At 62.9% G+C, this 26,360-nt stretch carries 20 protein-coding genes; 6 read left to right on the plus strand and 14 right to left on the minus strand.

Annotated features, from left to right (window positions below):
- Nucleotides 1-25 precede the first annotated feature (25 nt).
- Nucleotides 26-367, plus strand: a complete 342-nt coding sequence (locus M1B35_RS10280) for a hypothetical protein (RefSeq protein ID WP_268261861.1) — start codon at nucleotides 26-28, stop codon at nucleotides 365-367.
- Nucleotides 368-475: 108 nt separating this feature from the next.
- On the opposite strand, the gene M1B35_RS10285 is transcribed toward M1B35_RS10280, so the two are convergent.
- From M1B35_RS10285 to nac, 14 genes are all read right to left on the minus strand, one after another.
- Nucleotides 476-2,932 carry a calcium-binding protein gene (locus tag M1B35_RS10285; protein WP_268261862.1) on the minus strand — a complete coding sequence of 819 codons (2,457 nt, stop codon included), beginning with the start codon at nucleotides 2,930-2,932 and terminating at the stop codon, nucleotides 476-478.
- Between the two features lie 145 nt (nucleotides 2,933-3,077).
- Nucleotides 3,078-8,621: a M10 family metallopeptidase C-terminal domain-containing protein gene (locus M1B35_RS10295; protein WP_279653759.1), complete on the minus strand. Its 5,544-nt coding sequence runs from the start codon at nucleotides 8,619-8,621 to the stop codon at nucleotides 3,078-3,080.
- Between the two features lie 328 nt (nucleotides 8,622-8,949).
- Nucleotides 8,950-9,783 carry an ABC transporter substrate-binding protein gene (locus tag M1B35_RS10300; protein WP_123331156.1) on the minus strand — a complete coding sequence of 278 codons (834 nt, stop codon included), beginning with the start codon at nucleotides 9,781-9,783 and terminating at the stop codon, nucleotides 8,950-8,952.
- 56 nt (nucleotides 9,784-9,839) lie between these two features.
- On the minus strand, nucleotides 9,840-10,568 hold the full coding sequence (locus tag M1B35_RS10305) for an amino acid ABC transporter ATP-binding protein (RefSeq protein ID WP_185039290.1): 729 nt from the start codon (nucleotides 10,566-10,568) through the stop codon (nucleotides 9,840-9,842).
- Nucleotides 10,569-10,591: 23 nt separating this feature from the next.
- Nucleotides 10,592-11,335, minus strand: coding sequence for an amino acid ABC transporter permease (locus M1B35_RS10310; protein ID WP_268261863.1), 744 nt, complete (start codon nucleotides 11,333-11,335; stop codon nucleotides 10,592-10,594).
- Nucleotides 11,336-11,341: 6 nt separating this feature from the next.
- Nucleotides 11,342-12,043: an amino acid ABC transporter permease gene (locus M1B35_RS10315; protein WP_268261864.1), complete on the minus strand. Its 702-nt coding sequence runs from the start codon at nucleotides 12,041-12,043 to the stop codon at nucleotides 11,342-11,344.
- 110 nt (nucleotides 12,044-12,153) lie between these two features.
- The gene (locus M1B35_RS10320; protein ID WP_268261865.1) at nucleotides 12,154-12,906 is read right to left on the minus strand and encodes an SDR family oxidoreductase; all 753 of its coding nucleotides are present in this window, start codon (nucleotides 12,904-12,906) and stop codon (nucleotides 12,154-12,156) included.
- A 132-nt stretch (nucleotides 12,907-13,038) separates the two neighbouring features.
- A complete protein-coding gene (locus tag M1B35_RS10325) occupies nucleotides 13,039-13,806 on the minus strand; it encodes a LamB/YcsF family protein (RefSeq protein WP_268261866.1) in 768 nt (255 codons plus the stop codon).
- 16 nt (nucleotides 13,807-13,822) lie between these two features.
- Complete coding sequence (locus M1B35_RS10330; RefSeq protein ID WP_268261867.1) at nucleotides 13,823-14,227, minus strand: acetyl-CoA carboxylase biotin carboxyl carrier protein; 405 nt, start codon at nucleotides 14,225-14,227, stop codon at nucleotides 13,823-13,825.
- Between the two features lie 12 nt (nucleotides 14,228-14,239).
- The gene (locus tag M1B35_RS10335) at nucleotides 14,240-15,211 is read right to left on the minus strand and encodes a 5-oxoprolinase subunit C family protein (RefSeq protein WP_123331144.1); all 972 of its coding nucleotides are present in this window, start codon (nucleotides 15,209-15,211) and stop codon (nucleotides 14,240-14,242) included.
- The gene (gene pxpB / locus M1B35_RS10340) at nucleotides 15,208-15,879 is read right to left on the minus strand and encodes a 5-oxoprolinase subunit PxpB (RefSeq protein WP_268261868.1); all 672 of its coding nucleotides are present in this window, start codon (nucleotides 15,877-15,879) and stop codon (nucleotides 15,208-15,210) included. Before pxpB ends, M1B35_RS10335 begins: the two co-directional genes overlap by 4 nt.
- Nucleotides 15,876-17,228, minus strand: coding sequence for an acetyl-CoA carboxylase biotin carboxylase subunit (gene accC / locus M1B35_RS10345; RefSeq protein ID WP_268261869.1), 1,353 nt, complete (start codon nucleotides 17,226-17,228; stop codon nucleotides 15,876-15,878). The genes pxpB and accC overlap by 4 nt, the downstream gene beginning before the upstream one ends.
- Nucleotides 17,229-17,259: 31 nt before the next feature.
- The gene (locus M1B35_RS10350) at nucleotides 17,260-17,685 is read right to left on the minus strand and encodes an acetyl-CoA carboxylase biotin carboxyl carrier protein (RefSeq protein WP_268261870.1); all 426 of its coding nucleotides are present in this window, start codon (nucleotides 17,683-17,685) and stop codon (nucleotides 17,260-17,262) included.
- A 114-nt stretch (nucleotides 17,686-17,799) separates the two neighbouring features.
- Nucleotides 17,800-18,705: a nitrogen assimilation transcriptional regulator NAC gene (gene nac, locus M1B35_RS10355; protein ID WP_123331136.1), complete on the minus strand. Its 906-nt coding sequence runs from the start codon at nucleotides 18,703-18,705 to the stop codon at nucleotides 17,800-17,802.
- A 311-nt stretch (nucleotides 18,706-19,016) separates the two neighbouring features.
- Between nac and M1B35_RS10360 the strand changes: the two genes are divergently transcribed.
- The 5 genes from M1B35_RS10360 (at nucleotide 19,017) to M1B35_RS10380 (ending at nucleotide 26,324) form a co-directional block, all read left to right on the plus strand.
- Nucleotides 19,017-20,225 (plus strand): aspartate transaminase, encoded by a 1,209-nt coding sequence (locus M1B35_RS10360; RefSeq protein ID WP_268261871.1) that lies wholly within the window; start codon nucleotides 19,017-19,019, stop codon nucleotides 20,223-20,225.
- 10 nt (nucleotides 20,226-20,235) lie between these two features.
- A complete protein-coding gene (locus tag M1B35_RS10365) occupies nucleotides 20,236-21,780 on the plus strand; it encodes an MFS transporter (RefSeq protein WP_268261872.1) in 1,545 nt (514 codons plus the stop codon).
- A gap of 63 nt (nucleotides 21,781-21,843) precedes the next feature.
- Entirely contained in the window at nucleotides 21,844-23,175 is a 1,332-nt protein-coding gene (locus M1B35_RS10370; protein ID WP_268261873.1) for an OprD family porin, read from the plus strand.
- 422 nt (nucleotides 23,176-23,597) lie between these two features.
- A complete protein-coding gene (locus M1B35_RS10375) occupies nucleotides 23,598-24,071 on the plus strand; it encodes a (2Fe-2S)-binding protein (protein WP_123331128.1) in 474 nt (157 codons plus the stop codon).
- A 12-nt stretch (nucleotides 24,072-24,083) separates the two neighbouring features.
- Entirely contained in the window at nucleotides 24,084-26,324 is a 2,241-nt protein-coding gene (locus M1B35_RS10380) for a xanthine dehydrogenase family protein molybdopterin-binding subunit (RefSeq protein WP_268261874.1), read from the plus strand.
- The last annotated feature ends 36 nt before the right edge of the window (nucleotides 26,325-26,360 follow it).

Genomic DNA, 26,360 nt, shown 5'->3' on the forward strand with positions numbered 1-26,360 from the left:
TGTCTTCAGCGCGGGCGACTCGAACGTGGACAGCGACGGCACCGGCATTGATGTCATCACCGACTTCAACATCAAGGACGACACCATTGGTTTCGATCAACTGGGCGTCACCCTGGACAGCGATTCGGTGAAGACCATCAGCGGCGTGCAAACCGGCTACGCCTCACTGCTGGAAGCCGCCAACGCCTTGTTCAGCGATACCGTCAAGGCCGTGATCGGCTACGACAAAGGCAATGCCTATGTCTTCGTCGATACCGATGATGCCCTGGGCGCGGACACTGCGATCAAGCTGGTGGGCGTCAAGGGCGACGTGAACATTGGTGCCATCAAGCTGGTCGCCGATGACTTTCACCTGACCCCTCCCTGATCCGTTGCGCTGATGCGCAGATTGTAAAGGCGGTAAAAAAGGCCGCTACCTTCGGGTAGCGGCCTTTTTTTACCTCTGGGAAAAGCGCTGTAGCGCGACTGGCAAGGGTTACAGGCTGAAGTCCTCGACGCTCAGCTCGGTGATCCCCACCAGCTTGATCGAGAAGTCGGCGACCTTGTCCGCATTGTGGGTGCCATAGACCACCAGGTCGTTGCCGACCACCTGGTACACCAACTCCTTGGCGCCGCCACTGAACACCCCGCCTTGCACCAACTTGTAGCCCTTGAGGGCCGAGAAATCGAGCTGGTCGATGCCGCTGGTGAAGTTGTGGATCACGTCCTGTTTGTCGTTGAGCCCCAGTTCCTTGAGGGTGTTGAACTTGAAGGTGTCCTTGCCGCTGTTGCCGAACATCGTGTCGGCACCGAGGCCGCCGATCAGGGTGTTGAGGCCGCCGGCACCGGCCTGCAGTTGGTCATCCCCGGCCCCGCCATTAAGGGTGTTATCGCCCAGGTTGCCGATGATCAAGTTGTTGCCGACGTTACCGGTCAGGCTCAGGTTCAGGTTACCGGTGCCGCTGGCATCCAGGTTCTCCAGGTTGGCGCCCAGGGTCACCGCAGCCTTGCCGGTAAAGGCGTTGATGGCGTCGGTGCCCATGCGCAGCACCAGGGTGTCATCGCCTTGCCCGGCCTTCTCCACCACGGTGTCTTCCAGGGCCACGGTGGCCTTGGTACCGCTGCCTTTGACGATCAGGTCGACCACATAGGTGTCGTTGCCAGCGCCGCCGATCAGCGTATCGACGCCCGCGCCACCGTCCAGCACGTTGGCTAATCCGTTGCCGGTGATGAGGTTATTCAGGGCGTTGCCGGTGCCGTTGATCGCCCCCGAACCGGTCAAGGTCAGGTTCTCGACGTTGGCGGTCAGGCTGTAGTCGATGGACGATTTGACGGTGTCCACGCCTTCGTTGGCTTCCTCCACGACCACATCGCCGAGGTTGTCGACGATGTAGGTGTCATTGCCTTTGCCACCCACCAGACGGTCGGCACCTTCGCCGCCATCGAGGATGTTGGCCGCCGCGTTGCCGGTCAGGATGTTGTTCAGGGCGTTGCCGGTCAGGTTGATCGCCGCCTTGGAGTAAGCCACGGCATTCTCGATATTGGCTTCCAGGCTGTAGGTGTTTTTGGCGTAGGCCACCACGTTGACCGTGTCGATACCGCCGTTGAGTTCCTCGATCACCCGATCCTTGTCGCTGTAGACAAAGTAGGTGTCATTGCCTGTGCCGCCGGTCAGGGTATCGCCGCCATTCTTGCCGTCGAGGGTGTCTGCACCGCTGCCGCCGGTGATGACATTGGCCGCCGCGTTACCGGTCAGTTTGTTACCTAGGTTGTTGCCGGTGAGGTTGAACAAGCCTGCACCGGTGACGGTGATGTTCTCGAAGTTCACCAGATTGCCGGCGCTGAGGTCGATGCTCAGTGCTTCGGTCTTTGAGGCGTTTTTGTAGCCGATCTGCAGGGTGTCGTTGCCCTCGCCCGCCTCTTCCTGGACCAGCGCCAGTTCGGCGGCGTTGTCGAGGATGTACAGGTCGTCGCCATCGCCACCGATCAGGGTGTCGATGCCGGCCTTGCCGTCGAGGAGGTTATTGCCGGCGTTGCCGATGATGCGGTTGCTCGCGGCGTTACCGTTCAGGGTGATGGCCAGGTTGCCGGTACTCTGGGCGTCCAGCCATTCCAGGTTAGCGCCCAGGGTCACGGCTGCCGCGCCGCTGAAATTGGCGATGGCTGCGTCACTCATGCGCAGTTGCAGCACGTCCTGAACACCCCCATCGGCTTTTTCGGTGATGCTGTCTTCCAGGGCCAGGGTGGCCTTGGCGCCAGTGCCCTTGGTCAGCAGGTCGACGATGTAGGTGTCGTTGCCTTTGCCACCCACCAGGCTGTCCACTCCGGCTCCGCCGTCGAGGATGTTGTCCTGGTCGTTGCCGGTGATGCTGTTCTTCAGTTCGTTACCCGTGCCATTGATCGCGCCAGAACCGGTCAGCACCAGGTGCTCGACGTTGGCGCTCAGGCGGTAATTGACCGAAGCCCTGACGGTGTCGATGCCTTCGTTGAACAGCTCGGTCACTTCATCGCCGACGTTATCGACGACGTAGGTGTCATTGCCTTGCCCTCCGACCAGCGTATCGGCGCCCAAACCGCCATCGATCCAGTCATTGCCGGCATAGCCCAGCAGTACATCAGTGCCGGAGCTGCCGGTGATGGTGTCGTTGCCTTTCAGGACATAGGCGTAAGTGGCCTGGGTGTCACCCTCGCTCAACGCAAAGTTGGACATCACCGCAGCGCTCACGGAAATGCCACTGACGGTGTACTTCAAGACGCCGCCCACGGAGAGACTGGTGCTGGTCACCGTGCCGGTGACGCTGTCATCGTCCCAATAGGTGAGACGCCCAATAAAGGTCTGGCTCTGGTAACCGTTGCCGATGGTCAGCGAAGTGTCCTCCGCAGCCTGTACATCCCAGTACCAATCTTGCTCCTGCGTGAAATCAAAGCTGCTAGATACCTGCACCGTCGCCATTCAAGTCACCTGTTTATTGTCTTGGAAAGGCCGGGACAGCAGCACCCGGCGCCAAGAAGGTAACAAATCAGACATAAAATTGCCGACCGAAAACTGGGGCGCAAGATCGCCGACCCGGCGAAACAACCGCCCCCGTTCACACCCGTCAATCAGGTACCGCGTAGTAAATATCGCTCAAGGCTATGCTGTTGACCCCCGTGAGCTTGATGGCGAAATCCGCCGCTGCGCCGCCGTCGACCGTGCCGTACAACACCCCGCCCAGCAGTTTGAGCTGCCCGGCGCCAGTGAAATCGGCGTTGCTGGCGATGAGCTCGAAGCTGGTGCCCAGCCCGCTCAGGTCGATATGGTCGATACCTGATTTGAAGTCGCTGATGGTGTCCCAGGTGGTGCTGTCGCTGACTGTGCCCAACTGCGCCAGGTTGTCGAAGACGAAGGTGTCCGCCCCCGCCCCGCCGGTGAAGACATTCTGCGCGGTATTGCCGATAAGGACGTTATTCAGGGCATTGCCGGTCAGGTTGAGCTTGACCCCAGCTTCGGTGGAGCTGACGTTGAGGTTCTCCACATTGGCAGCCAGGGTGATCGTCACCGCTGCCAGGCCGGCGGTGCCGCCATAGACCTCAACGCTGTCGATGCCTTGGCCCGCCAGCTCGATGACCTGGTCTTCCAGCTGGTTCTTGGCGGTCAGGTCGACCACATAGTAATCATCGCCAAAGCCGCCCTTGAGGGTGTCGGCACCGCCGTAGCCGTCAAGGAAGTTGTCGCCACTGTTGCCGGTGATGATGTTGGCCAGGGAGTTGCCTTCACCATAAATATCGCCAGTGCCGGTGAGCACCAGGTTGTCCACGCCGGACTGCAGGTCGAGGCTATAGCTGACACTGGTTTCGATGGTGTCGATGCCCCCGCTGTCGAGCACTTGGTCGTTGATATTATCGACGATGTAGGTGTCATTGCCGGCACCGCCCTGCATCAGGTCCGCCCCCAACCCGCCATCGATGCGGTTGTTCCCGGCGTTACCGGTCAGGACGTTGTCCAGGTCATTGCCCACCAGATTGAAGGCACCGCTGGCCAGCACCACGGCGTTTTCAATGTTGCCGACCAGGGTATAGCTGTTGCCAGCGTAGGCCATGACGTTGACGGTGTCGGTGCCGCCGGTGAGTGTTTCCTGCACCTGGTCCAGGTTGCTGTAGACGTAATAGGTGTCGTCGCCGTCGCCACCGATCAGGGTGTCGGCGCCTTTCTTGCCGTCCAGGGTGTCATTGCCCAGCCCGCCGATCAGGGTGTTGGCCGAGGCATTGCCGATCAACAGGTTGTCCAGTGCGTTACCGGTGAGGTTGAACAAGCCGGTGCCGAGCACACTGAGGTTGTCGATGTACTGCAGGCTGGGGTCGTTGAGGTTGATGGTCTGGACCTGGGGTCCGCTGTTCAGGTAGGTGACGCGCAGGCTGTCGACGCCCTCGTCCTCCAGTTCCTGGATCAGCCCCAGCTCGCTGACCGAATCGACCACGTAGGTGTCATCGCCCAGGCCTCCGATCAAGGTGTCGATGCCAGCCTTGCCATCGAGGATGTTGGCACCGTCACTGCCTATCAGGATGTTGGCCGCCGCGTTGCCGGTCAGGTTGATGGCCAGGGTGCCGGTGTCGGTGGCATCCAGGTTCTCCAGGTTGGCCCCCAGGGTGATCGTCACCGTCGCCAGGCCAGTAGTGCCGCCATAGAGTTCAACACTGTCGTTGCCTTGGTCGACCAGCTCGATAACGCTGTCTTCCAAGAGGTTCTGGGCTGTCAGGCCGACCCGGTAACGGTCATCCCCCAAGCCGCCCTTGAGCGTATCCACGCCACCCAAGCCGTCCAGGTCGTTGTTGCCACTGTTGCCGGTGAGGGTGTTGGCCAGGGCGTTGCCTTCGCCGTCGATATTGCCACTGCCGGTGAGCACCAGGTTATCCACGCCGGACTGCAGACCCAGGCTGTAGCTGACGCTGGTTTCGATGGTGTCGATGCCTGCGCTGTCGAGTACCAGGTCATTGACGTTATCAACGATGTAGGTGTCATTGCCGGCGCCGCCCTGCATCAGGTCCGCCCCCAAACCGCCGTCGATGCGGTTGGCCCCGGCGTTGCCGGTCAGGGTGTTGTCCAAGGCGTTGCCCACCAGATTGAAGGTGCCACTGGCCAGCACCACGGCGTTTTCGATGTTGTCGACCAAGGTATAGCTGTTGCCAGCGTAAGCCATGACATTGACGGTGTCGGTACCGCCATTGAGCGCTTCCTGCACCTGGTCCAGGTTGCTGTAGACGTAATAGGTGTCATCGCCGTCGCCACCGATCAGGGTGTCGGCGCCTTTCTTGCCGTCCAGGGTGTCGTTACCCAGCCCGCCGATCAGGGTGTTGGCCGAGGCATTGCCGATCAACACATTATCCAGATCGTTACCGGTGAGGTTGAACAGCCCGGTGCCGAGCACACTGAGGTTGTCGATGTACTGCAGGCTGGGGTCGTTGAGGTTGATGGTCTGGGCCTGGGTGCCGCTGTTCAGGTAAGTGACGCGCAGTGTGTCGACACCCTCGTTCTGCAACTCCTGGATCAGCCCCAATTCAGCGGCCGAATCGACCACGTAAGTGTCGTTACCCAAACCACCGATCAAGGTGTCGATGCCGGCCTTGCCATCAAGGATATTGGCGCCGTCGCTGCCCGTCAGCACGTTGGCCGCGGCGTTGCCGGTCAGGTTGATGGCCAGGGTGCCGGTGTCGGTGGCATCCAGGTTCTCCAGGTTGGCTCCCAGGGTGATCGTCACCGTCGCCAGGCCAGTGGTGCCGCCATAGAGTTCAACACTGTCGTTGCCTTGGTCGACCAGCTCGATAACGCTGTCTTCCAAGAGGTTCTTGGCCGTCAGGGCGACCCGGTAACGGTCATCCCCCAAGCCGCCCTTGAGCGTATCCACGCCACCCAAGCCGTCCAGGTCGTTGTTGCCACTGTTGCCGGTGAGGGTGTTGGCCAGGGCGTTGCCTTCGCCGTCGATATTGCCGCTGCCGGTGAGCACCAGGTTATCCACGCCGGACTGCAGGTCCAGGCTGAAATCGACACTGCTTTCGACGGTGTCGATGCCCCCGCTGTCGAGCACTTGGTCGTTGACGTTATCGACGATGTAGGTGTCATTGCCGGCGCCGCCCTGCATCAGGTCCGCGCCAACGCCGCCGTCGATGCGGTTGGCCCCGGCGTTGCCGGTCAGGGTGTTGTCCAGGGCGTTGCCCAGCAAGTTGAAGGTGCCGCTGGCCAGCACCACGGCGTTTTCAATGTTCGCACCCAAGGTATAGGTATTGCCGGCATAGGCCATGACGTTGACGGTGTCGGTGCCGCCGGTGAGCGTTTCCTGCACCTGGTCCAGGTTGCTGTAGACGTAATAGGTGTCATCGCCGTCGCCACCGATCAGGGTGTCGGCGCCTTTCTTGCCGTCCAGGGTGTCATTGCCCAGCCCGCCGATCAGGGTGTTGGCCGAGGCATTGCCGATCAACACATTATCCAGATCGTTGCCGGTGAGGTTGAACAGCCCGGTGCCGAGCACACTGAGATTGTCGATGTACTGCAGGCTGGGGTCGTTAAGGTTGATGGTCTGGACCTGGGGTCCGCTGTTCAGGTAGGTGACGCGCAGGCTGTCGACGCCCTCGTCCTCCAACTCCTGGATCAGCCCCAGCTCGCTGACCGAATCGACCACGTAGGTGTCATCGCCCAGGCCACCGATCAAGGTGTCGATGCCAGCCTTGCCATCGAGGATGTTGGCGCCGTCGCTGCCTGTCAGCACGTTGGCCGCTGCGTTGCCGGTCAGGTTGATAGCCAGATTACCGGTGTCGGAGGCATCCAGGTTTTCCAAGTTGGCGCCCAACGTCAGCGCCGCGAGACCGCTGAAGCCGAACAGGCCATCGGCGCGCAACTTCAGCGAGTCAGTACCTTCGCCGACTTTCTCGGTAATGCTGTCTTCAAGAGCCACTGTGGCACTGCTGCCACCGCCTTTGGCCAACAGGTCGACCACATAGGTGTCGTCACCCGCCCCGCCGATCAGCGAGTCCACGGCACTGCCACCGTCCAGCACGTTGTTGCCCTGATTGCCGGTGATGATGTTCTTCAGCTCGTTGCCGGTGCCATCAATGTTGTCGCTGCCGATCAGGGTCAGGTTTTCCAGGTAGCTGCCCAGGGAGTAGCTGACCGTGGCTTGAACCAGGTCGGTGCCTTCGTTCAAGCCCTCGACGATGCCATCGCCACTGCCAATGATGTAGGTGTCGTTGCCCTTGCCGCCGAACAGCAGGTTGGACGCGCTACTCTGGGAACCGTCGAGGACATTGGCCAGGGCATTGCCAGTGGCGATGCTGGACTGGTTGCCAGTCAGGCGAATGTTCTCCAGGGTCGGCTTGTCGGCCAGGGTGTAATTCAGGCTGGTCTCAACAGTATCGATACCGGCACTGTCGGTGATGCTGTCACCGATATCGTCCACCACGTAAGTGTCGTTGCCAGCGCCGCCGATCATCAAGTCGGCCCCCGCGCCACCGTCGATACGGTTGGCCGCGCCATTGCCGGTGAGGGTGTTGACCAGGTCGTTACCGGTCAGGTCGAACGCCACCGTGCTGGTCAGAATGGCGTTTTCCAGGTGATCGCCCAGGGTGTAGAGGCCGCCGACGGTGGCAATGCCGACCCGCACCGTATCGTTACCTTCACCGACGTCTTCCTCGATCACATCCCCGGCGTTGTCGACCAGGTAAGTGTCGTCACCCAGGCCGCCAGCCAGGGTGTCCGCCCCCAGGCCACCATTGAGGGTGTTATCCGCGTCATTACCCTGGATGATGTTATTGGCGGCATTGCCGGTGAGGTTCAACTTCAGGCTGCCGGTGTCACGGGCATCGAGGTTTTCCAGGTTGGCCGCCAGGGTCAGGGTGGTGACCCTGGTATTGCTGTAGATACTGGTCAGGGTCAGGGTGTCGATGCCCTCACCTGCCAACTCGACGATCTTGTCTTCCAATGCGTTGCTGAGGGTGAGGTCAACCACATATTGGTCATCGCCGGCACCGCCGATCAGGGTGTCCGCGCCGCCCACACCATCGAGTTTGTTGTTGCCATTGTTGCCGGTGATGACGTTGGCCAGGCTGTTGCCCTTGCCTTCGATATTGCCGCTGCCGATCAAGGTCAGGTTTTCCAGGTTGGCACCCAGTTGGTAGTTCTGGGAGGCGCGGATCAGGTCAATGCCCTCGCCCGCTTCCTCGATCACCGTGTCGGCGCCATCGACGGTGTAAGTGTCGTTGCCTACACCGCCGCGCAAGGTATCGGCCCCGTCCCCACCGTCGAAGACATCATTGCCGGCATAGCCCAGGAGCACGTCGTCGCCATCACTGCCAATAAAGGTGTCGTTGCCACTCAATACATAGGCGTAGGTGGCCTGGGTATCACCGAGGGTGGTGGCGAAATCCGCCAGGGTCGACGCGCTCTTGGACATCCCGGTGATGGTGTAGACCAGGTTGCCGTTGACGGAATAGGTCGAACCGGTGGCCGTGCCGGACACGCTGTCGTTGGCGCCAAAGGTGAAGCTGCCGGTGAACGTCTGCTCGTGAACACCATCGGTGATGGTAATAAAGGTGGGCGACGAGTCGGAAAGCACCCAATCCCAGTCCTGGGGTTGAGTGAAATCGAAGCTGCTGGATAACGTGATTGTGGCCATCTGGATCACCGAAGATTGATGAACAACCGGGATGCACGTCGCATGCAGACCGCCCCTACGACAGTGGCGTTTTACTGGCAGGAGCTCAGACTAGTTGAAGAATCACGGAGGGCTATCGGCGTAACTGACAGAAATTCCCGTTTCCGCCGAGCGGTGCTCAACGCCCGTAAAAACGGGGGAATTGACGCCAGAATAACGGCAAAACGGCCGTTTACAGCAGGTAGACGCTGCCTCAGGAGCCGTGCCAACCCGCACCCGAAAAAAAGCCCGGCGCTGAACGGCTCACCGGGCTTTTTCAATCATGGCTGGGCCATGGCCGCGTATTGGCTCAAGGCAGGGGATCGAACTTCAGGGCGCTGAGGCTCTGGACCTTGTCTTCCCGGACCATTTTGTACTCGGTGTTCGGGCCGATCCAGCGATCCCAGATGGCATCGATCTCGCCGGCCTTTTCCATGGTCGCCAAGGACTCGTTGACCTTGGCCAGGAACGCCGGCTCATCCCGGCGCATGCCGGCGCCGATCGGTTCGAGGGCCATCGGCTCCTTGGCCAGGGCCAGGTCGACCCCACTGGCCTTGGCCTGGTTGACCAGTTTCAAGGCGGTCATGGTGTTAGTCACCAGGCCCACCACCTTGTTCTGTTGCAGGGCCATGTAGGCCGAGCCGGTGTCCTGGAAGGTCACGGGGGTGGCCCCGGCGATACGGATCGACTGTTCGGAGGTCGAGCCTTTGGTGGAACTGATGCGCTTATCCTTGAAGAAGCTTTTCGGCTGATCGGCGTTGACCGCGCGCACCACCAGGGTTTCCTTGGCGATGTAGTACGGGTCGCTGAACTGGATCTGCTCGGCACGGGTCTTGGTGTAGGCCAGGTTGGCGAAGATCACATCGACGCGGCCCATTTTCACCTCCGGAATCCGCGCCTCCACCGACAGCGGCTTGAGCTCCAGCTCCACGCCCATGGTCTTGGCCAGGGCCTTGCACAAATCGACGTCCATGCCCACCAGCTCTCGGGTCTTCGGGTCCGGGGCAGAGAACGGTGGCACGTCGGCGTAGACGCCGCAGCTCAGAGACTTCTTGCTCATGATGTCGCTCAACTGGTCGGCCTGGGCCACCGAAACAGCCAGAGGACCTAAGGCGAGCGCGACAAACAAAGGCTTCATACGCATGGAAAAACTCCTGGAAGTGGAAAGTCGAATGGCAGAAGAGGCAAAACCGCTGCGGCTCAATGGGCCCGCAGGTCGGCGATAAAGCGTTGCGCGCGCGGGTGCGCGGGCTGATTGAAAAAGTGCTCGGGCGTACTCTTTTCCAGAATCTGCCCCGCATCCATAAACCAGATGGTGTCAGCGACCTCACGGGCAAAATTCATCTCGTGGGTCACGCACATCATGGTCATGCCGTCCTTGGCCAAGCCCTTCATCACCCCCAGCACTTCGCCGACCATTTCCGGGTCCAGGGCACTGGTGGGCTCATCGAACAACATCACCGGCGGTTCCATCGCCAGCGCCCGGGCAATCGCCACCCGTTGCTGCTGGCCACCGGACAACTGCGCCGGGTAGGCACCGGCCTTGTGGGCCAACCCGACCCGATCCAGCAACTGCATGGCCTGTTGCTTGGCGGCCGCGCCCTTCAGGTTGCGGATCTTGCTCGGCGCCAGGGTGATGTTTTCCAGCACGGACAGGTGCGGAAACAGGTTGAAGCTCTGGAACACGAAACCCACCCGGCTGCGCAGGCGGTTGAGGTGCGCGTCGGTGCCGTGCACGTCCTGGCCGTCGAACAGGATCTGGCCTTTCTGGATGTCCTCCAGGCGATTGACCGTGCGGATCAAAGTCGACTTGCCGGAGCCAGACGGGCCGCACAACACCACCACTTCACCGGGCTTCACCTCGGCGGTGATGTCGGTCAACGCGTGGTAGTCGCCGTACCATTTATTGATGTTGGAAAACATGATCATTGGATGCATGGACGCAACCCTCTTCAATTATCGATGGCCAGCAAGGGGTCGGCAGCCACGGCCAGACCGCCCTTGCCCAGACGCTTGCGAGCGATACGGCGCTCGACCCAGCCGGCCACATGGGTCAGGCCGAAACACAGCAGGTAGTAGATGATCGCCAGGATGAAAAACACCTGGAACGGCTTGGTCAGCAATTGGTTGTTGACCTGGTTGGCGGCGAAGGTCACTTCCTGGACGTTGATCACATACCCCAGGGAGGTTTCCTTGATGATCGAGATGAACTGGCTAATCAGGCTCGGCAGCGCGTTGTACAGCGCTTGCGGCAGGATCACCCAGACCGTGGTGCGCAAGTAGCCGAGGCCCAGGGCGCGGGACGCTTCGTATTGGCCCGGCGGCAACGCCTGGATACCGCCCCGAATGATTTCGCACAGGTAGGCGCTCTGGTAAATCACCAGGGTGCAGAGCATGGTGACGAACCCGGTGATGTTGTGGCCGATCAGCAAGGGCACCAGGAAGTAGGTCCAGAAGATCACCATCAGCAGCGGAATGCCGCGCAGCACGTAGACCCAGACCGTGGCCGCCCAGTACAAACCCTTCCACGGCGACACCCGCGCCAGCGCCAGCAACAGGCCGAACGGGAAGGCCAGCAGCAACGCCAAGGCCGCCAGGATCAGGGTGTTCGCCAGGCCGCCCAGGGGGCCGTGGGGGTACTGGCCGATGAGGAAGAGCGTCCAGTTGTTCTGCAGGATTTCAACGATATCGAACATCGCCATCTACCTCGCCAGGGCTTTGCTGAAGTGCCGGGCGAGCAACGCCCCGGCGCCCATCAGCAGCAGTGAAAACACCAGGTAGAACACCGTGGCCACCAGGTACGACTCGAAGGTACGGAACGTGTAGTTCTCCACTTCGCGGCTGGCGTAGGTCAGTTCCATCACGCCGATCGCCATGGCCAGGCTGGTGTTCTTGAACAGCAGCACGGTGTGGTTGATCAGCGACGGCAGGCAGTGGCGCACGCCCTGGGGCAGGATCACGTAGCGCATCGAACGCACGTAGCCCAGGCCCAGGGCCCTGGACGCTTCAGTCTGCCCGGCGGGAATGGCGCGCAGGCCGCTGCGCATGTCTTCACAGAAATACGCGGCCTGGCACAGGCCCAGGGCGATCACCGAAAACAGGTATTCGGTGTTGTGGCTGGCCAGCCACAGTTGCGCGTTTTCACTGAGCAGGGTCGGCACGCCGAAATACCACAGCATCAGTTGCACCAGGGTCGGCACATTGCGGTGGTATGACACGTACCCCGCCACCAGGCGGTCGGCCAGTTTGTTGCCGGTCAGGCGCACCGTGACCAGCGTCAGCGCCAGAATCATCGCCAGCAGCCAGGCGAACAACGCCAGCTGCAAGGTCATTTCGATGCCCTTGACGATCAGCTCGGCGTACTCGCCTTGCAGAATCGCGGCCAAATCGAAGTCTTGCTTCATGGTCAATCCCTATCGGCATTGGGCTAGGGCAGAAATCAAAATCACCCGGCGTGGCCGTGGCGGGATGCAGCGATGACGGATCAATCCGTTCTGTTTTAAGGGGCTGTTGTTCAGCCCTGGTAATCCTGGGGACGTGCGGTGGACAGCCCGCCCGGCACCTGCAAGGTCGGGGTGATTTCCATGTGCCCGACGTTGACCGCAATCGGCGCGGCAATCGCAAAGGCGATGGCGTTGGCGATGTCTTCGGCCTGGGGCAGTTCGAAGCCCTCGACGAAACGCTGGTAGGTCTCTTCGGAGTCACCGTGGACGTGGGCAAAAATATCCGTGGCCACACGCCCCGGGCAGATCTCGGTGACCCGCACGCGCTTGCCGAAGGCATCGATGCGCAGTTGCCGCGAGAGCATGCTCACCGCCGCCTTGGTGGCGTGGTAGGTGGAGTTGCCAGCGAAGTTGTAGGCCGCGGCAATCGAGCTGATGTTGATGATGTGGCCGCAATCGCGCTCGACCATCCCCGGCAATGCCAGGCGCGCCAGGTGCAACACCGCACGCAGGTTGACGTCGATCAGCAAGTCGATGCCCTCGGCGTCGGCCTTGAGAATCGAACCCGGTTTATCGACACCGGCGTTGTTCACCAGGATGTCAAAGGTGTGGCTGGCAAACAGCTGCGTCAGCCCGGCCAGGTCGGTGACGTCGATGGCGTGGGCGATGCAGCCGGTCTTGGCGGCCAACTCTTGCAGCTTGTCGGCACTGCGGGCCAGGGCATGCACCTGCACGCCTTCCTGACACAGACGCTCAACGACGGCAGCGCCAATCCCGGACGAAGCGCCGGTGACCAACGCGGTTTTGTAATCTGAAAATGGCATGCATCTGTCCTCGTATTACGGGTGCGGCTCACTCGGGTGAGCCCAATGACTTCGACTTTATCCAGCCCCAGGGCCGGCGACCAAGACGGAATGACTGTGTGGCAATAAGCCCTGCTTATGACGCTGCAACCGCTACCCCAGCAGTTGGGAAATCGGCGTGATGCAGCCACCGCACCCTTCGATTTCACGGCGGATGGTGCGGGCCAGCTCCACGGCGCCAGGGGTGTCGCCGTGCAACAGGATCGAGTGCGCCGGCACGGCCATGGGCTTGCCGTTGAGGCTGGTCACCGTGCCCTCCTCCAACAGCTGTCGAACCCGTTGCAGCACCGCCGCCGGCTCCTTGATCACCGAGCCCGCCACCTGGCGCGGCACCAGCAGGCAGTCGTCGTCATAGGCGCGGTCGGCAAGAAAGGTCGTGGCCACGCGCAACCCGGACCGTTCTGCGGCGCGCTCAATGGCACGGCTGCTCGATGAACTGATCATCAGCGTCGGATCGAACGCCGCCACCGCACGCACCAGGGGCTCCGCCAGCCCGGCATCGGCCGCAACCATGTTGCCCAGGGCACCGTGAAAGCTCATGTGGGTCATGCGGTGGCCATTGACCGCCGCCATTCCGGCCAAGGCGCCGAGCTGGTAGATCACATAGGTCGCCAACTCCTTGAGCTCGATGTTCATCTGCCGCCGGCCAAAGCCCATCAAGTCGGGGAAGCCGACATGGGCGCCCAGGTCGATGCCCCCGGCCTTGGCCAGGCGCACGGTGTTGTCCATGATCAACGGGTCGCCGGCATGGAAACCGCACGCCACGTTCGCCGAGGAAATCAGGCTCATCAACGCCTCATCCTCGCCCATGCGCCAGGGGCCAAAGCCCTCGCCCAGGTCTGCATTCAAATCAATCTTCATGACCTGTTCTCACCTCTCATGCTGCGTCCAGGCGCATAAACGCCTCGCCATAACCCACCGTTGTGCCGCAGGGCACCAGCAGCGCTGCCACGCGCCCGGCCCGCTGGCTGCGCACGGGCAACAGCAGGTCGCCGACTTGCAGAAAAGCCACCAATTGCCCGGGCTCCACCCGACTGCCGAGTGACGCCAGTTCCTCGTTCTGTTGCGGGTGGGTCAGCAGCAATCGACCCAGGCCGGGGGTCTTCAATAGCGACGCCTCCGACTCCGCGGCGGGCTCTGGCGCCGTCACGGGAGCCGCTGCGTTGGGCTCGTCGACACTGCGCTTGAGCAGCAGGTGCAGGCCCGGCCGCTGTATTTCCGCGCCCGCCAGATGACTCTCCTTGAGCCACACCGCCAACTGGCGGATTTCCTGATTTGTCATGGTTGAATGTCCTTAACACGCGGCCAGCCCGTGGAGGTCGAGCAAGCGGCTGACCTCCGCGAGATAGCGCTGATGGTCTTCCAGGGCGGCAACAGCCTCGGTGTAACTGCATTCGATAAAGCGCACCTTGCTGCCAACCGGTGCCTGGCCCAGGCGCCACAAGTCAGCCTCGATCACCGTGCCGAACTTCGGGTAACCGCCGCTGGGTTGTGCGTCGCGCATCTGAATGATCGGCTGGCCACCGTGGGGCACCTGAATCACCCCGGGGACGATGCCGTGGGAACGGATTTCCATCGGCGCCTTGGGCAGGATCGGCGCACCTTCGAGCCGATAACCGTAACGGTTGCTCTGGGTCGTGACCTTCCATTCGCCGGCCCAGAAGGCCTCGCGGGACGCCTGCGTAAAACACTCGTATTCTGCCGCGGGCAGTACACGCATGGCCGGCAGCCCGTCCCGTTGCAGGGGAAGCGCCTGGCTCGGCGAGACCACGCCCACATCCGTGGGCAAGCGGCTGATGCCGGGGCGCAAGGCGTCAATGCGATCGCCCTGCTGCAAGGCACGCCCCTGCAAGCCGCCGAACTCACCGCGCAATTGCGTGCTGCGCGAGCCCAGCACCGAGGGCACGTCGATACCGCCGGCCAGGCACAGGTAAGCGCGACTGCCGGAGGTCGGGTAGCCGAGGCTCAGCACCTGGCCTTCCCGAGCCTGGGCCACCCAGAACGGTGGCAATGGCTGACCGTCGAGGGACGCTTCACCGCCCGCCCCAGTGACCGCGAACGCGCAGTCTTGAAGGAAGCGAACCTCGAAGGGAAACAGCGGAATTTCAATCGCTGCCGCGTCCTCGGGATTGCCCAGCAACAGGTTGCCCAGGGCCAGGGCCAAATGGTCCATCGCACCGGAGGTGCCGACCCCGTAGCCGAGGCTGCCGAAGCGGCCGAAGTCCTGCACGGTGGCCAGGGCCGTGGCCGATAAAATCTCGATCATCGAATGATCCTCTCGATGCGCAAACGCAACATATCGCCTGGCCGGAGCATGGCCGGCGGCTGTTGGGTCGGGTCAAAAAAACACATTTCGCTGCGGCCGATGGTGTTCCAGCCGCTGGGGCCGGCCGAGGCGGAAACACCGGTTTGCACCCCGCCGATCGACACCGAGCCGGCTGCGATGCTGATCACCGGCACCTGCCGCCGTGGCGTGGCCAGGCGCGGATCCATGCCGCCGAGGTAGCAATAGCCGGGGTGGCTGCCCAGGGCGTACACCGGGTACAGCGGCTCGCAATGCAGGTTAGCGATGGTCTCGATGTCCAGGCCGGTGTGCGCCACCACATCGGCCATGTGCGGACCGAACTCACCGCCGTAGACCACCGGCAATTCGACGATGCGCCCTTCCAGGGGCAATGGCTGGCAGGCCTCCCAGGCGTCGAGCAAGCGCTCGCACAAACCACTGAGGTCATGCGGCGGCTTGATGAAGGTCAGCATCAGGTTGTTCATACCCGGCACCGCTTCGTGGATCTCGGCCCATTGCCCGGCCTGCAATGCCAGGTTCCAGATGCGCTGCTGGGGCGCCAGGTCCAGCTCGCCCGGCGCCTCAAATAGCAAGGCGGTGGAGCCCAGCAGACTGATGTGGGGACGCAGGGATACAGATGCAGTGCTCATGTCGGACTCCGTTGTTGCAGCCAGCGCTCCAGGTGATGAATGTCCACGCCACCGGCGCAGAACGCCGGGTCGTCAAGAATCTCCCGGTGCAGCGGAATGTTGGTCGAGATGCCCTCCACACAAAGCTCGCTCAGGGCTAGGCGCATGCGGGCCATGGCCTCATCGCGGGTCGCGCCGTGGGTGATGACCTTGGCCACCATCGAGTCGTAGTACGGCGGCACCCGGTAACCGGTGGTGACGTGGGAATCGACCCGCACCCCAAAGCCGCCGGGGACTTCCCAGCGCTGGATCAACCCCGGCGTCGGCATGAACGTCACCGGGTCTTCGGCGTTGATCCGGCACTCCAGCGAGTGGCCGTCGAGGGGCACGTCCTCCTGACGCAGTTCCAGGACTTCGCCCCGGGCCATGCGCAGCTGCTGCTGGACGATGTCGATGCCGGTGGTCATTTCCGTCACCGGGTGCTCGACCTGCAGCCGGGTGTTCATCTCGATAAAGAAAAATTCGCCGTCCTCGTACAAGAATTCGAAGGTGCCGACCCCGCGATAGCCGATCTGCCGGCACGCGGCAGCGCAGCGCTCACCGACCTGGGCGATCAGCGCCGGGTCGATGCCCGGCGCCGGTGCTTCTTCAAGGATTTTCTGGTGCCGGCGCTGCAGGGAGCAGTCACGGCAACCGAGCCAGATCGCATGGCCGTGGGCATCGCACAGCACCTGGATTTCCACGTGTCGTGGATGGCCGAGAAACTTCTCGATGTAGAGTTCCGGATTGCCAAACGCCAGCCGCGCTTCTTCACGGGTCAGGGCGATGGCGGCGAGCAATTCACCCTCTGCCTTGACCACGCGCATCCCGCGCCCGCCGCCACCGCCGGCGGCCTTGACGATCACCGGGTAACCGATTTCCCGGGCAATGGCCTGGATGCTGGCGTCGTCGCTGGGCATCACCGAGTCCGGCCCCGGCACGCAGGGCACGCCGGCTTCGCGCATCGCCCGCTTGGCCGCGACCTTGTCGCCCATGGTGCGAATGCAGGCCGCGCTGGGCCCGATAAAGGTCAGGCCGGCGGCTTCGATGCGCTCGGCGAACCCGGCGTTTTCCGAAAGAAAGCCGTACCCCGGATGGATGGCCTGCGCGCCACTGACCTTGGCCGCGAACAGCAGCGCCGCCTGGTTCAGGTAGCTTTGGCCTGGGGCCGCCGGGCCGATGCACAGGGCCTGATCGGCGTTTTGCACATACTGCGCGTGGCGATCCGCCTCGGAGTGCACCACCACGGTCTGTATCCCCAGGCCGCGGCAGGCACGCTGAATGCGCAGGGCGATTTCGCCACGGTTGGCGATCAGCACTTTGTCGAACATTGAATTCACCTGAAAAAGGAGGGGCTGGGGCTCAGCCGAGGCGGAACAGCGACTGACCGGCTTCAACTTCGACGCCGCTCTGGGCAAGGATCGCGCTGATCCGTCCGGGGGTCTTGGCCTTGACCGGATGGAACATCTTCATCGCCTCCAGCACGGCCACGGTCTGCCCCGCTTCGACTTGGTCACCGACCCCCACAAAGGGCGGCTCACCGATAGCAGGCGTCAGATGCAGGACCCCGTACAGGCTGGCCTTGATCTCTGTAGCCGCTGGCGCTGGCGTATCTGCCTTGGGTGAATCGGCAATGACCGGCGCCGCAGCCGCCTGTGGCGCCTTGGCCATAACCTTCCCGGCCTGCTTGAAAAGACGAACCGTGCTGCCGCCTTCGGTCAGACTCAGTTCGAGCAGATCGGATTCGGCGAGCAAATCGATCAACCCTTTGATGCGTTCTGAATCCATGGATGGGCCCCTGCCTGTCGCGCTGTCTTGAGTGGATGAGGCCAATGTAGCGAGGCCGTCCAACGGCGACCAAGACGCTTTGGCTTTGGCGTAATAAGCCGTCCTTATGACCACTCAGATCAGGCTGCCACGCATCTCGGCAACCAGTTCCAGGAGGATCGCCTTGACCGCCTGGGCCGGCACCGACAGCGGCAAGTGCCCGGAAAGACACAGCGCCAGGGGCGCCTCGACTTCGGGTTGGACAATGCGGCACATGTGCACCGAGGTGGCGGCCACCATCACCCGGGCTGAGGACTCGGGCAGGATGGTCGAGCCGAAATGCTCGGCGACGGCGGCGGTCAGGGTGATCGACGATTCGATTTCCGCCACCACCCGGGCGCTCAGGCCGATGCGCTGGAAGGCCTCATCCACCAGGCGGCGCATCACGTTGTAGGGCCGTGGCAGGAGCATGTCCATGTCGGCCAGCTCCGCCAGGGAGATCTCGTCGAGGGCGCTGACCGAGGGGTCGGCGCTGACCAGGTACAGGTGCTCGCGCAGCAGCGAGACAAAGCTCAGGCCATGGACTTCGCGCCCGCCATAGAGCACGGCCATGTCCATCCGGCCGTTCATGATCAGCTCGCTCAAGGTGGTGCCGAAGTTTTCATTGAGGTACAGCAGGATGCCCGGATGGCGCTCGCGCACCCGGCGCAACAACGGCAAGGACAGGGTCGAGGCCGCGGTGCCCGGCGCCAGGCCGACCGACACCTGGCCGGATAAGGCCTGGCCCGTGGCATTGATGTCCAATTGGGCCTGCTCGCACTGGCGCAGAATGATCTGCGCGTGGCCATAGAGCACCTTGCCCGCTTCGGTCGGGGTGACGCCGCGCTTGGTGCGAATCAACAGTTGCTGCTGCAGCTCGGCCTCCAGGGTGGCCAGTTGTTGGCTGAGTGCCGGTTGCGCCACATGCAGTACATCGGCGGCCTGGGTCATGCTGCCGATATCGACGAGTTTCACGAAGTACTTCAAACGGCGCAGGTTCACGGTGGCGATGCTCTTGCTCGAAAAAAGGAGGACAGCCCCCAGGCTTTAGCAAGAGCCAGGCCAGCGCGAAAACCTGCCGCCGGTGATCACCCGAACCGCTCAACCATAAGCCTTCCCTATGGCTGGATCGGGTTCGCCGGGGTCAACGGCCGCTGCAAGCCTGCGGGCTTAGGCGCACCCAATTGGTGCGAAGGCTGTTCAGTTCCAGCCATAAGGGATGCCTATCCGACCAGAACGATCTCGTCTTATGGCGGCCCGGGCCGTGCCTCGTACTGTAGGGCCTCGTCAACGCCATCAACGAGGAACGCCACGTGACCGCCTCCCGCATCGCCGCCCGTGTGCAACGTATCAAGCCGTCTCCCAGCAGCGCAGCTTCCGACCGGGCCAACGAACTTCGCCGGCAGGGCCAGTCCATCATCAACCTGGTGGTCGGCGAGCCGGACTTCGATACCCCGCCGCACATTCGGCAAGCGGCCAGCGCCGCCATCGAACGCGGCGAAACCCGCTACACGCAAAATGCCGGCACCCCGGAACTGCGCCAGGCGATCGTCGACAAGCTGGCCCGGGAAAACGGCCTGAGCTACCGGGCCAATCAGGTCCTGGTTACCAGCGGCGCCAAGAGCGCGATTTTCAATGCCTTCGCCGCCACCCTGGGCCCGGGCGATGAAGTGCTGATTCCGGCGCCGTACTGGGTGTCGTACCCGGACATGGTGCTGGCCTGCGAAGGTGAGCCCGTGACCCTCGCCTGCCCCGAAGCACATGGGTTCAAGCTGACCCCGGGGCAACTGCGCGACGCGATCAACGAACGCACCCGCTGGTTGCTGCTCAACTCCCCCAGCAACCCGACCGGCGCCAGCTACAGCGCGGCCGAACTGCGGGCCCTGGCCGATGTGCTGCTGGAGCATCCGCAGGTGTTGCTGATGACCGATGACATCTACGAACACATCCGCTACGACGGCCTGGACAACCCACACATCCTCGCCATCGAGCCGGCGCTGAGCGAGCGCACCGTGCTGGTCAACGGCGTCTCCAAGACCTACGCCATGACCGGCTGGCGCATCGGCTACGCCGCAGGCCCCACCGATTTGATCGGCGCCATGGCGACCCTGCAATCCCAATCCACCAGCAACGCCTGCTCGGTCAGCCAGGCGGCCGCAGTTGAAGCACTCAATGGCGACCAGGGCTTCGTCAAGGACAGCGTGGCGGTGTACCAGCAACGCCGTGATCGTTGCCTGGAGCAGCTCAACGCCATTGACGGCCTGAGTTGTCGCAAACCCGATGGCGCGTTTTACCTCTATGTGAACTGCTCGGGGTTGCTGGGCAAGACCACGGCACAAGGCAAGCGCCTGGACAGCGACTACGACGTGGTCATGTACCTGCTGGAAAGCCAGGGGGTGGCGGTGGTCGCGGGCACCGCGTATGGATTGGCGCCGTTCTTTCGCATGTCCATTGCCACCGATATCAAGACCCTCGACGAGGGCTGCTCGCGGATCGCCGCGGCCGTTGCGGCGCTGGGCTGAGGGCGCAGTGATGACCCAGGCCACCCACCCTCCCCTGAGCTTCAAGCAGGCCCTGCTGGCGATGCTTGGGGTCTCGCTGGTGTTGATGCTCTCGGCGCTCGACCAGACGGTGATCGGCAACGCCTTGCCGAGCATCGTCGCCGAGCTCAAGGGCTTTGAGCTCTACGCCTGGGTTGCCACGGGCTACCTGCTGGCCTCGATCGTCACCATTCCGATCTTCGGCCGGCTGGGTGACTACTACGGGCGCAAGCCCTTCGTGATGGCCGCCACCCTGATCTTCACCCTGGCGTCCCTGGTCTGCGCCCTGGCCAATGACATGCTGTGGCTGGTGATTGGCCGGGTAATGCAGGGCGTCGGCGGCGGCATGCTGATCGGCACCGCCTTTGCCTGCATCCCGGAACTGTTCCCCGACACCCGCCAACGCCTGCGCTGGCAGATGCTACTCAGTGCCTTGTTCAGTGTGGTCAATGCCATCGGGCCGGGCTTGGGCGGCTACCTGACCGGGGCCTTCGGCTGGCGCTCGGTGTTTTATCTCAACCTGCCCCTGGGCGCCTTAGCGCTGTTTTTTGCCTGGCGCTACCTGCCCTACTACCGCCCGCACCAGGTGGGCCGTATCAGCCTGGATTGGCCGGGCGCACTGTTGATCGCCCTGGCGCTGGGCAGCCTGCAACTGTTTGTCGAATGGCTGGGGCATTCGAGCCTGATGCTGAGCGCCGCGCTGGGCTTGACCTGCGTCGCAGCCACCCTAGCCCTGTGGCGCTGGGAACGGCGCTGCCAGCACGCGCTGCTGCCTGCCGCGTTGCTGGGACTACCGAGCATGCGCCTGCTGTTTTTGCTGTCGATGGCCGCCGGGGCGATCATGTTTTCGCTGCTGTTCTATCTGCCATTGCTGCTGCAAGGCAGCTACGGCTACTCACCACAGGACGCCGGCCTGTTGATTACCCCCCTGGCGTTGAGCATTACCTTGGGTGCCATCGTCAACAGCCGAATCGTCACTCGCCTGTCCAATCCGAACCTGCTGCCACTGTGTGGTTTTGTCGCGCTGCTGCTGGCCTGTGGCGGCCTGGCGCTGGCCGGACGCGGGGCGTCGTTCAACCTGTTGCTCGGCCTGATTCTACTGGCCGGCCTTGGGCTGGGCTTTATCTTGCTGAACCTCACGGTGTTCACCCAGACCCTGGCTGAACGCCAATTCCTCGGAATCGCTACCGCGCTGACCCAATCCCTGCGCCTGGTCGGTGGCTTGTTGGGCACGGCGGGCATGGGCGTGCTGGTCAACCTGCTGTACAGCAGCCACCTGCAACGGCTGTTGCTCGCCCAAGGGCACGAAGAGGCCTTGGCCCTGTACGCCGACCCGCAGGTGCTGTTGCGCCCCGATGCCGCCCTGCTGGAACACCCGCAATGGCTAGACCTGGCCCGCGATGCACTGGCCCAGTCGGTGGGCGTCGGCCTGCTGCTGTGCGCCGGTATCGGTGTTTTGGCGCTGCTCATCCTCTATCGCTTGCCGCCCGTGAGACTGAACGTCTTGCCGGCCACCGTTGCTCCTGAAAAACAATAAAAAACCTGACTGCCGCTTTTGACTGCCTCTCACCACACTCGACAACTCATGGGGATGACTCCGATGGAGCTTTTCAATCGCGCACCTAAAGTAGCGGCCGGTCTTTGCGGCTTGCTCATCGCTCAACAGGGCTTTGCCGCCGGCCTGGTGGAAGACAGCAAGCTCAGCGTGCTGGCCCGCAATTTTTTCAGTAATGCCGACAACCGCAGCGGCGCGGCCGCCCCCAACTACACCCAGGAATGGGGCCAGGGTTTTATCGCCAACTTCCAGTCCGGGTACACCCAGGGCACGGTCGGGTTCGGCGTGGATGCCATCGGCATGTTCGGGGTGCGCCTGGACTCCGGCAAAGGCCGGCACTACAACCCGCAAAGCACCGCCTTCAACGGCAACGTGTTCCCGACCGACAGCGACGGCCGCGCGGTGGATGAGTTCGGCAGCCTGGGCCTGACCGCCAAGGCCAAGTTCGCCAATACCGAACTGAAGTACGGCACCTTGGTGCCGATGCTGCCGGTGGTGATGTCCACCGACCGTATGCTCCAGCAAACCTTCAACGGCGGGCAGATCCAGTCCAAGGACCTGGACAACTTCACCTTCACCCTGGGCCAGTTGGAGCACGTCAAAGGACGTGGTTCGAGCAACCAGATGGGCCTGTCCATTCCCGGCGCGAACAACGCGCAGACCGGCCAGTTCGTCAACAAGTTCTACTACGGCGGCGTGGACTACAAAGCCAGCAAGGACCTGACCTTGCAGTACTACTACGGCAACTTGCAGGACTTCTACAAACAGCACTTCCTGGGCCTCAAATATGACTGGCAGATTGGCCCGGGCACCCTGCGCACCGACCTGCGCCACTTCGACAACCGCTCCGACGGCGCCAACGGCCATGACCCGGACTTCTACACCTTCGGCTATTACGGCGACGGCGTGACCAAGGGCAAAGTCGACAGCCGCCTGAGCAGCGTGCAATTCACCTACCTGGTCAACGGCCACACCCTGGCCGCCGGCCTGCAACAAGTCAGCGGCGACAGCGACGCGGTGTGGTTGAACCAGGGCGACGGCTCGACCGCCTACTTCATGACGGAGTCGATGATCGGCAAGTTCCAGCGTGCCGGTGAAACCACTTGGCAGGTTCGCTACGGCTATGACTTTGCCAAGGTCGGGGTTCCCGGCTTGAGCTTTATGGGCATGTACGAAAGTGGCTCGAACACCCGCACCCCGGCGGGCGACAAGAGCGAGTGGGAACGCAACCTGACGGTGAGCTACGTCATTCAACAAGGGCCGCTGAAAGACCTGAGCATCGCCCTGCGCCATGCCTCGCTGCGCACCGAAGTGACCACCCAGCGCGACAGCGATGAACACCGCGTGATCGTCAGCTACCCGCTGAACATTCTGTAAAACCCGGGGCACTGGATGACGCGCATCGTCATCCAGTGTGCCCGTGACGCCCCCTCGCGCTGCAACAGCGCCCCCTACCTGGCCCACAAACCCGTCGCTGATGACGCTCAACGCCGCCCTGCCATTTCGGTCGATTGGGCAATAATTGCAGCAGATCAGGCAATCGAACCCGAACATCCCGCCCTATAGTTGAACAGCAGGCTGGCTGAGTCGGCATTGCCCTGGGCGGGCTGCACACCTCCATCAACCGCCCGGCACGAGTGAGTCTGACGCGCTCTGCGCTGCCAAGCCGTGCCGTGTCAGCCGCCCTCTTCAAGGCCCTGGTGAAAACGCCTTCTGCCGTCGGCCGCCAAGGTCGTCAGTCGTTCGACTAACGTCATTTCGAAACACTGATCCAACTTGTTCACGGAGAGCTACCCCTTATGAGCGCCCTCAACATCAATGGACGTGAGTACAAGGTTGACGTCGACCCTGGCACCCCGATTCTTTGGGCCTTGCGCGACACGCTGGGCATGACCGGCACCAAGTTCGGCTGCGGCGCCGCCTTGTGCGGTGCGTGCACCGTTCACCTGGATGGCCAGGCCATTCGCTCTTGCGTCACGCCTATCGCCGTCGCCGAAGGCCGGAAGATCACCACCATCGAAGCCGCCACCGATGGCAGCGACCCGGTCGGTACCGCCGTGCACGAGGCCTGGGTCAAGCATGACGTGGCCCAATGCGGCTACTGCCAGAGCGGCCAAATCATGAGCGCGACGGCGTTTCTCAAGGCCCAACCCAAAGGCAAGCAGCCAACGGCCGCGGAGATCGACTCGGCCATGGCCGGCAACATCTGCCGCTGTGGCACTTACGCCCGTATCCGCGCAGCGGTGGCGGATGCTGCGAAAACCCTGGCCTGATCGGAGCCCACCATGCTGAACGACATCTTCCCGGACGAGCTTCCGCGCGCCTTGCAACACATGCTTGAACGCGACCAGGCCGATGGCCCTGCCACTCTGCCGCGCCGCAGCTTCCTCAAAATCCTCGGTGTGGGCGGCCTAGCCCTGGGGGCATTTCCCCACCTGGCCCTGGCGCAAAGCGCTGGCGGTGACGCCGCAGCAGCACTGAAGCCGAATCAGCAGCCCTCTGCGTTCGTGCACATCGCGTCGAACGGTGAAGTCACCGTGACCCTCAACCGCCTGGAGTTCGGCCAAGGTGTACAGACCGGCCTGCCGATGATCCTCGCCGAAGAGCTGGATGCCGACTGGAGCCTGGTGCGCAGCCGCAATGGCAGCAGCGACATCGCCTACCAGGACCCGCTCTTCGGCATGCACCTGACCGGCGGCTCCAACTCGATCAAGAACAGCTACACCCAATACCGCGAACTGGGTGCCCGCGCTCGCGCCATGCTGCTCTCGGCAGCGGCCGCACGCTGGAACCTGGACGTGGCGAGCCTGAGCACACAAGCCGGCAAGGTACTGGGCCCCGGCGGCCGCACAGCGAGCTACGGTGAACTGGCCGAGGCGGCGATGGCACTGCCGGTGCCTGAACAGATCACCCTCAAAGACCCCAAGGACTTCCGCATCATTGGCCATGCCACGACGCGCATCGATGCCAAGGCCAAGAGCAGTGGCCAGCAGGCCTTCGGCATCGACATGGGCCTGCCCGGGCAACTCACCGCCGTGGTGGCTCGCCCACCGGTGTTCGGCGCCAAAATCGCCTCGCTGGATGACAGCGCGGCACGGGCGATCCAGGGCGTGAAGGCGGTGCTGCGGGTGCCGCTGGACGCTGGCGCCGAAGGCGTAGCAGTCGTGGCGCTGGGCTACTGGCAGGCCAAGCAAGGGCGCGATGCCCTCAAGCTGCAGTGGGACACCGCGAACGTAGAGAAGGTCGACAGCGAGCGTCAGTTGGCCGACTACCGCGAACTGGCTGGCCGCCCGGGCCCGCGCCATTTCGAGGCGGACATGACGCCGCTGGCCAGCGCACCGCATCAGTTGGAAGCCGAGTTCCTGTTCCCGTACCTGGCCCATGCGCCCATGGAGCCGTTGAACTGCACCGTGCAGCTGTCCGCTGGGCGCGCCGAGTTGTGGGTCGGCACCCAATTTGCCGGCGCCGACAGTGCCGCGGCGGCACGGGTGCTCAACCTCAAGCCCGAGCAGGTTCAGATCAACGTGCAGACCGCGGGCGGCGGTTTTGGCCGACGCGGCATCGCCACCTGCGACATTGTGGTGCTGGCCTGCGAGGTGGCCAAGGCGGCGCAAAGCGCCGGTTTGACGGTGCCGGTGCGCACCCTGTGGAGCCGCGAGGATGACATCAAGGGCGGCTATTACCGCCCTATGCACCTGCACCGCGCGCGCATCGGTTTCGACGATAACGGCCAAGTGCTGGCCTGGGACCACGTGCTGGTCGGACAGTCGATCATCTCGGGCACCATGTTCGGCGGCCGGGTGAAAAACGGCATCGATCCCACGGCGACTGAAGGCATGCGCGACCCTTATCCGCTGCCGATGCGCCTGACGGTGCACCACCCGAAACTCAACGTGCCGGTGCTGTGGTGGCGCAGCGTGGGGTCCACCCACACGGCCTTCGTGATGGAGACCTTGATCGATGAGATCGCCCGTACCACTCGACAGGACCCCGTGGCTTACCGGATGAAGCTGTTTGCCGATCAACGCCCACGCCATAGTGCGGCGCTGCAATTGGCGGTGGACAAGAGCGGCTACGGCAAACGCCAACTGCCGGCTGGTCGCGCCTGGGGCGTGGCGGTTCACGAGTCGTTCAGTTCGGTGGTGGCCTATGTCGTGGAAGCCTCGGTGCAGGACGGCCGCCCAGTGCTGCACCAAGTGACCGCCGGCGTTCACTGCAACCTGGTGGTCAACCCGCGCAGCGTCGAGGCCCAGGTGCAAGGCGCGGCCCTGATGGGCTTGTCGATGTGCCTGCCGGGAGGCGCCATCACCTTGAAGGATGGGGTGGTGCAACAGAGCAACTTCGCGGACTTCAGTGTGCCGCGCATCACCGACATGCCGGAGTTTGCCGTGCACCTGGTGCCAAGCGCAGAACCGCCCACGGGCATGGGAGAACCCGGCCTGCCACCGTTGGCACCCGCCTTCGCCAATGCGATCGCGAGCCTCACCGGGCAGCCGATACGTCAATTGCCTTTCAAGCTGGGGTGATGACTGCGGGGGTTAACGCCCCCGGAGCGACACTTC

The organism is Pseudomonas morbosilactucae (assembly GCF_023241665.1).
GTDB lineage: Bacteria > Pseudomonadota > Gammaproteobacteria > Pseudomonadales > Pseudomonadaceae > Aquipseudomonas > Aquipseudomonas morbosilactucae.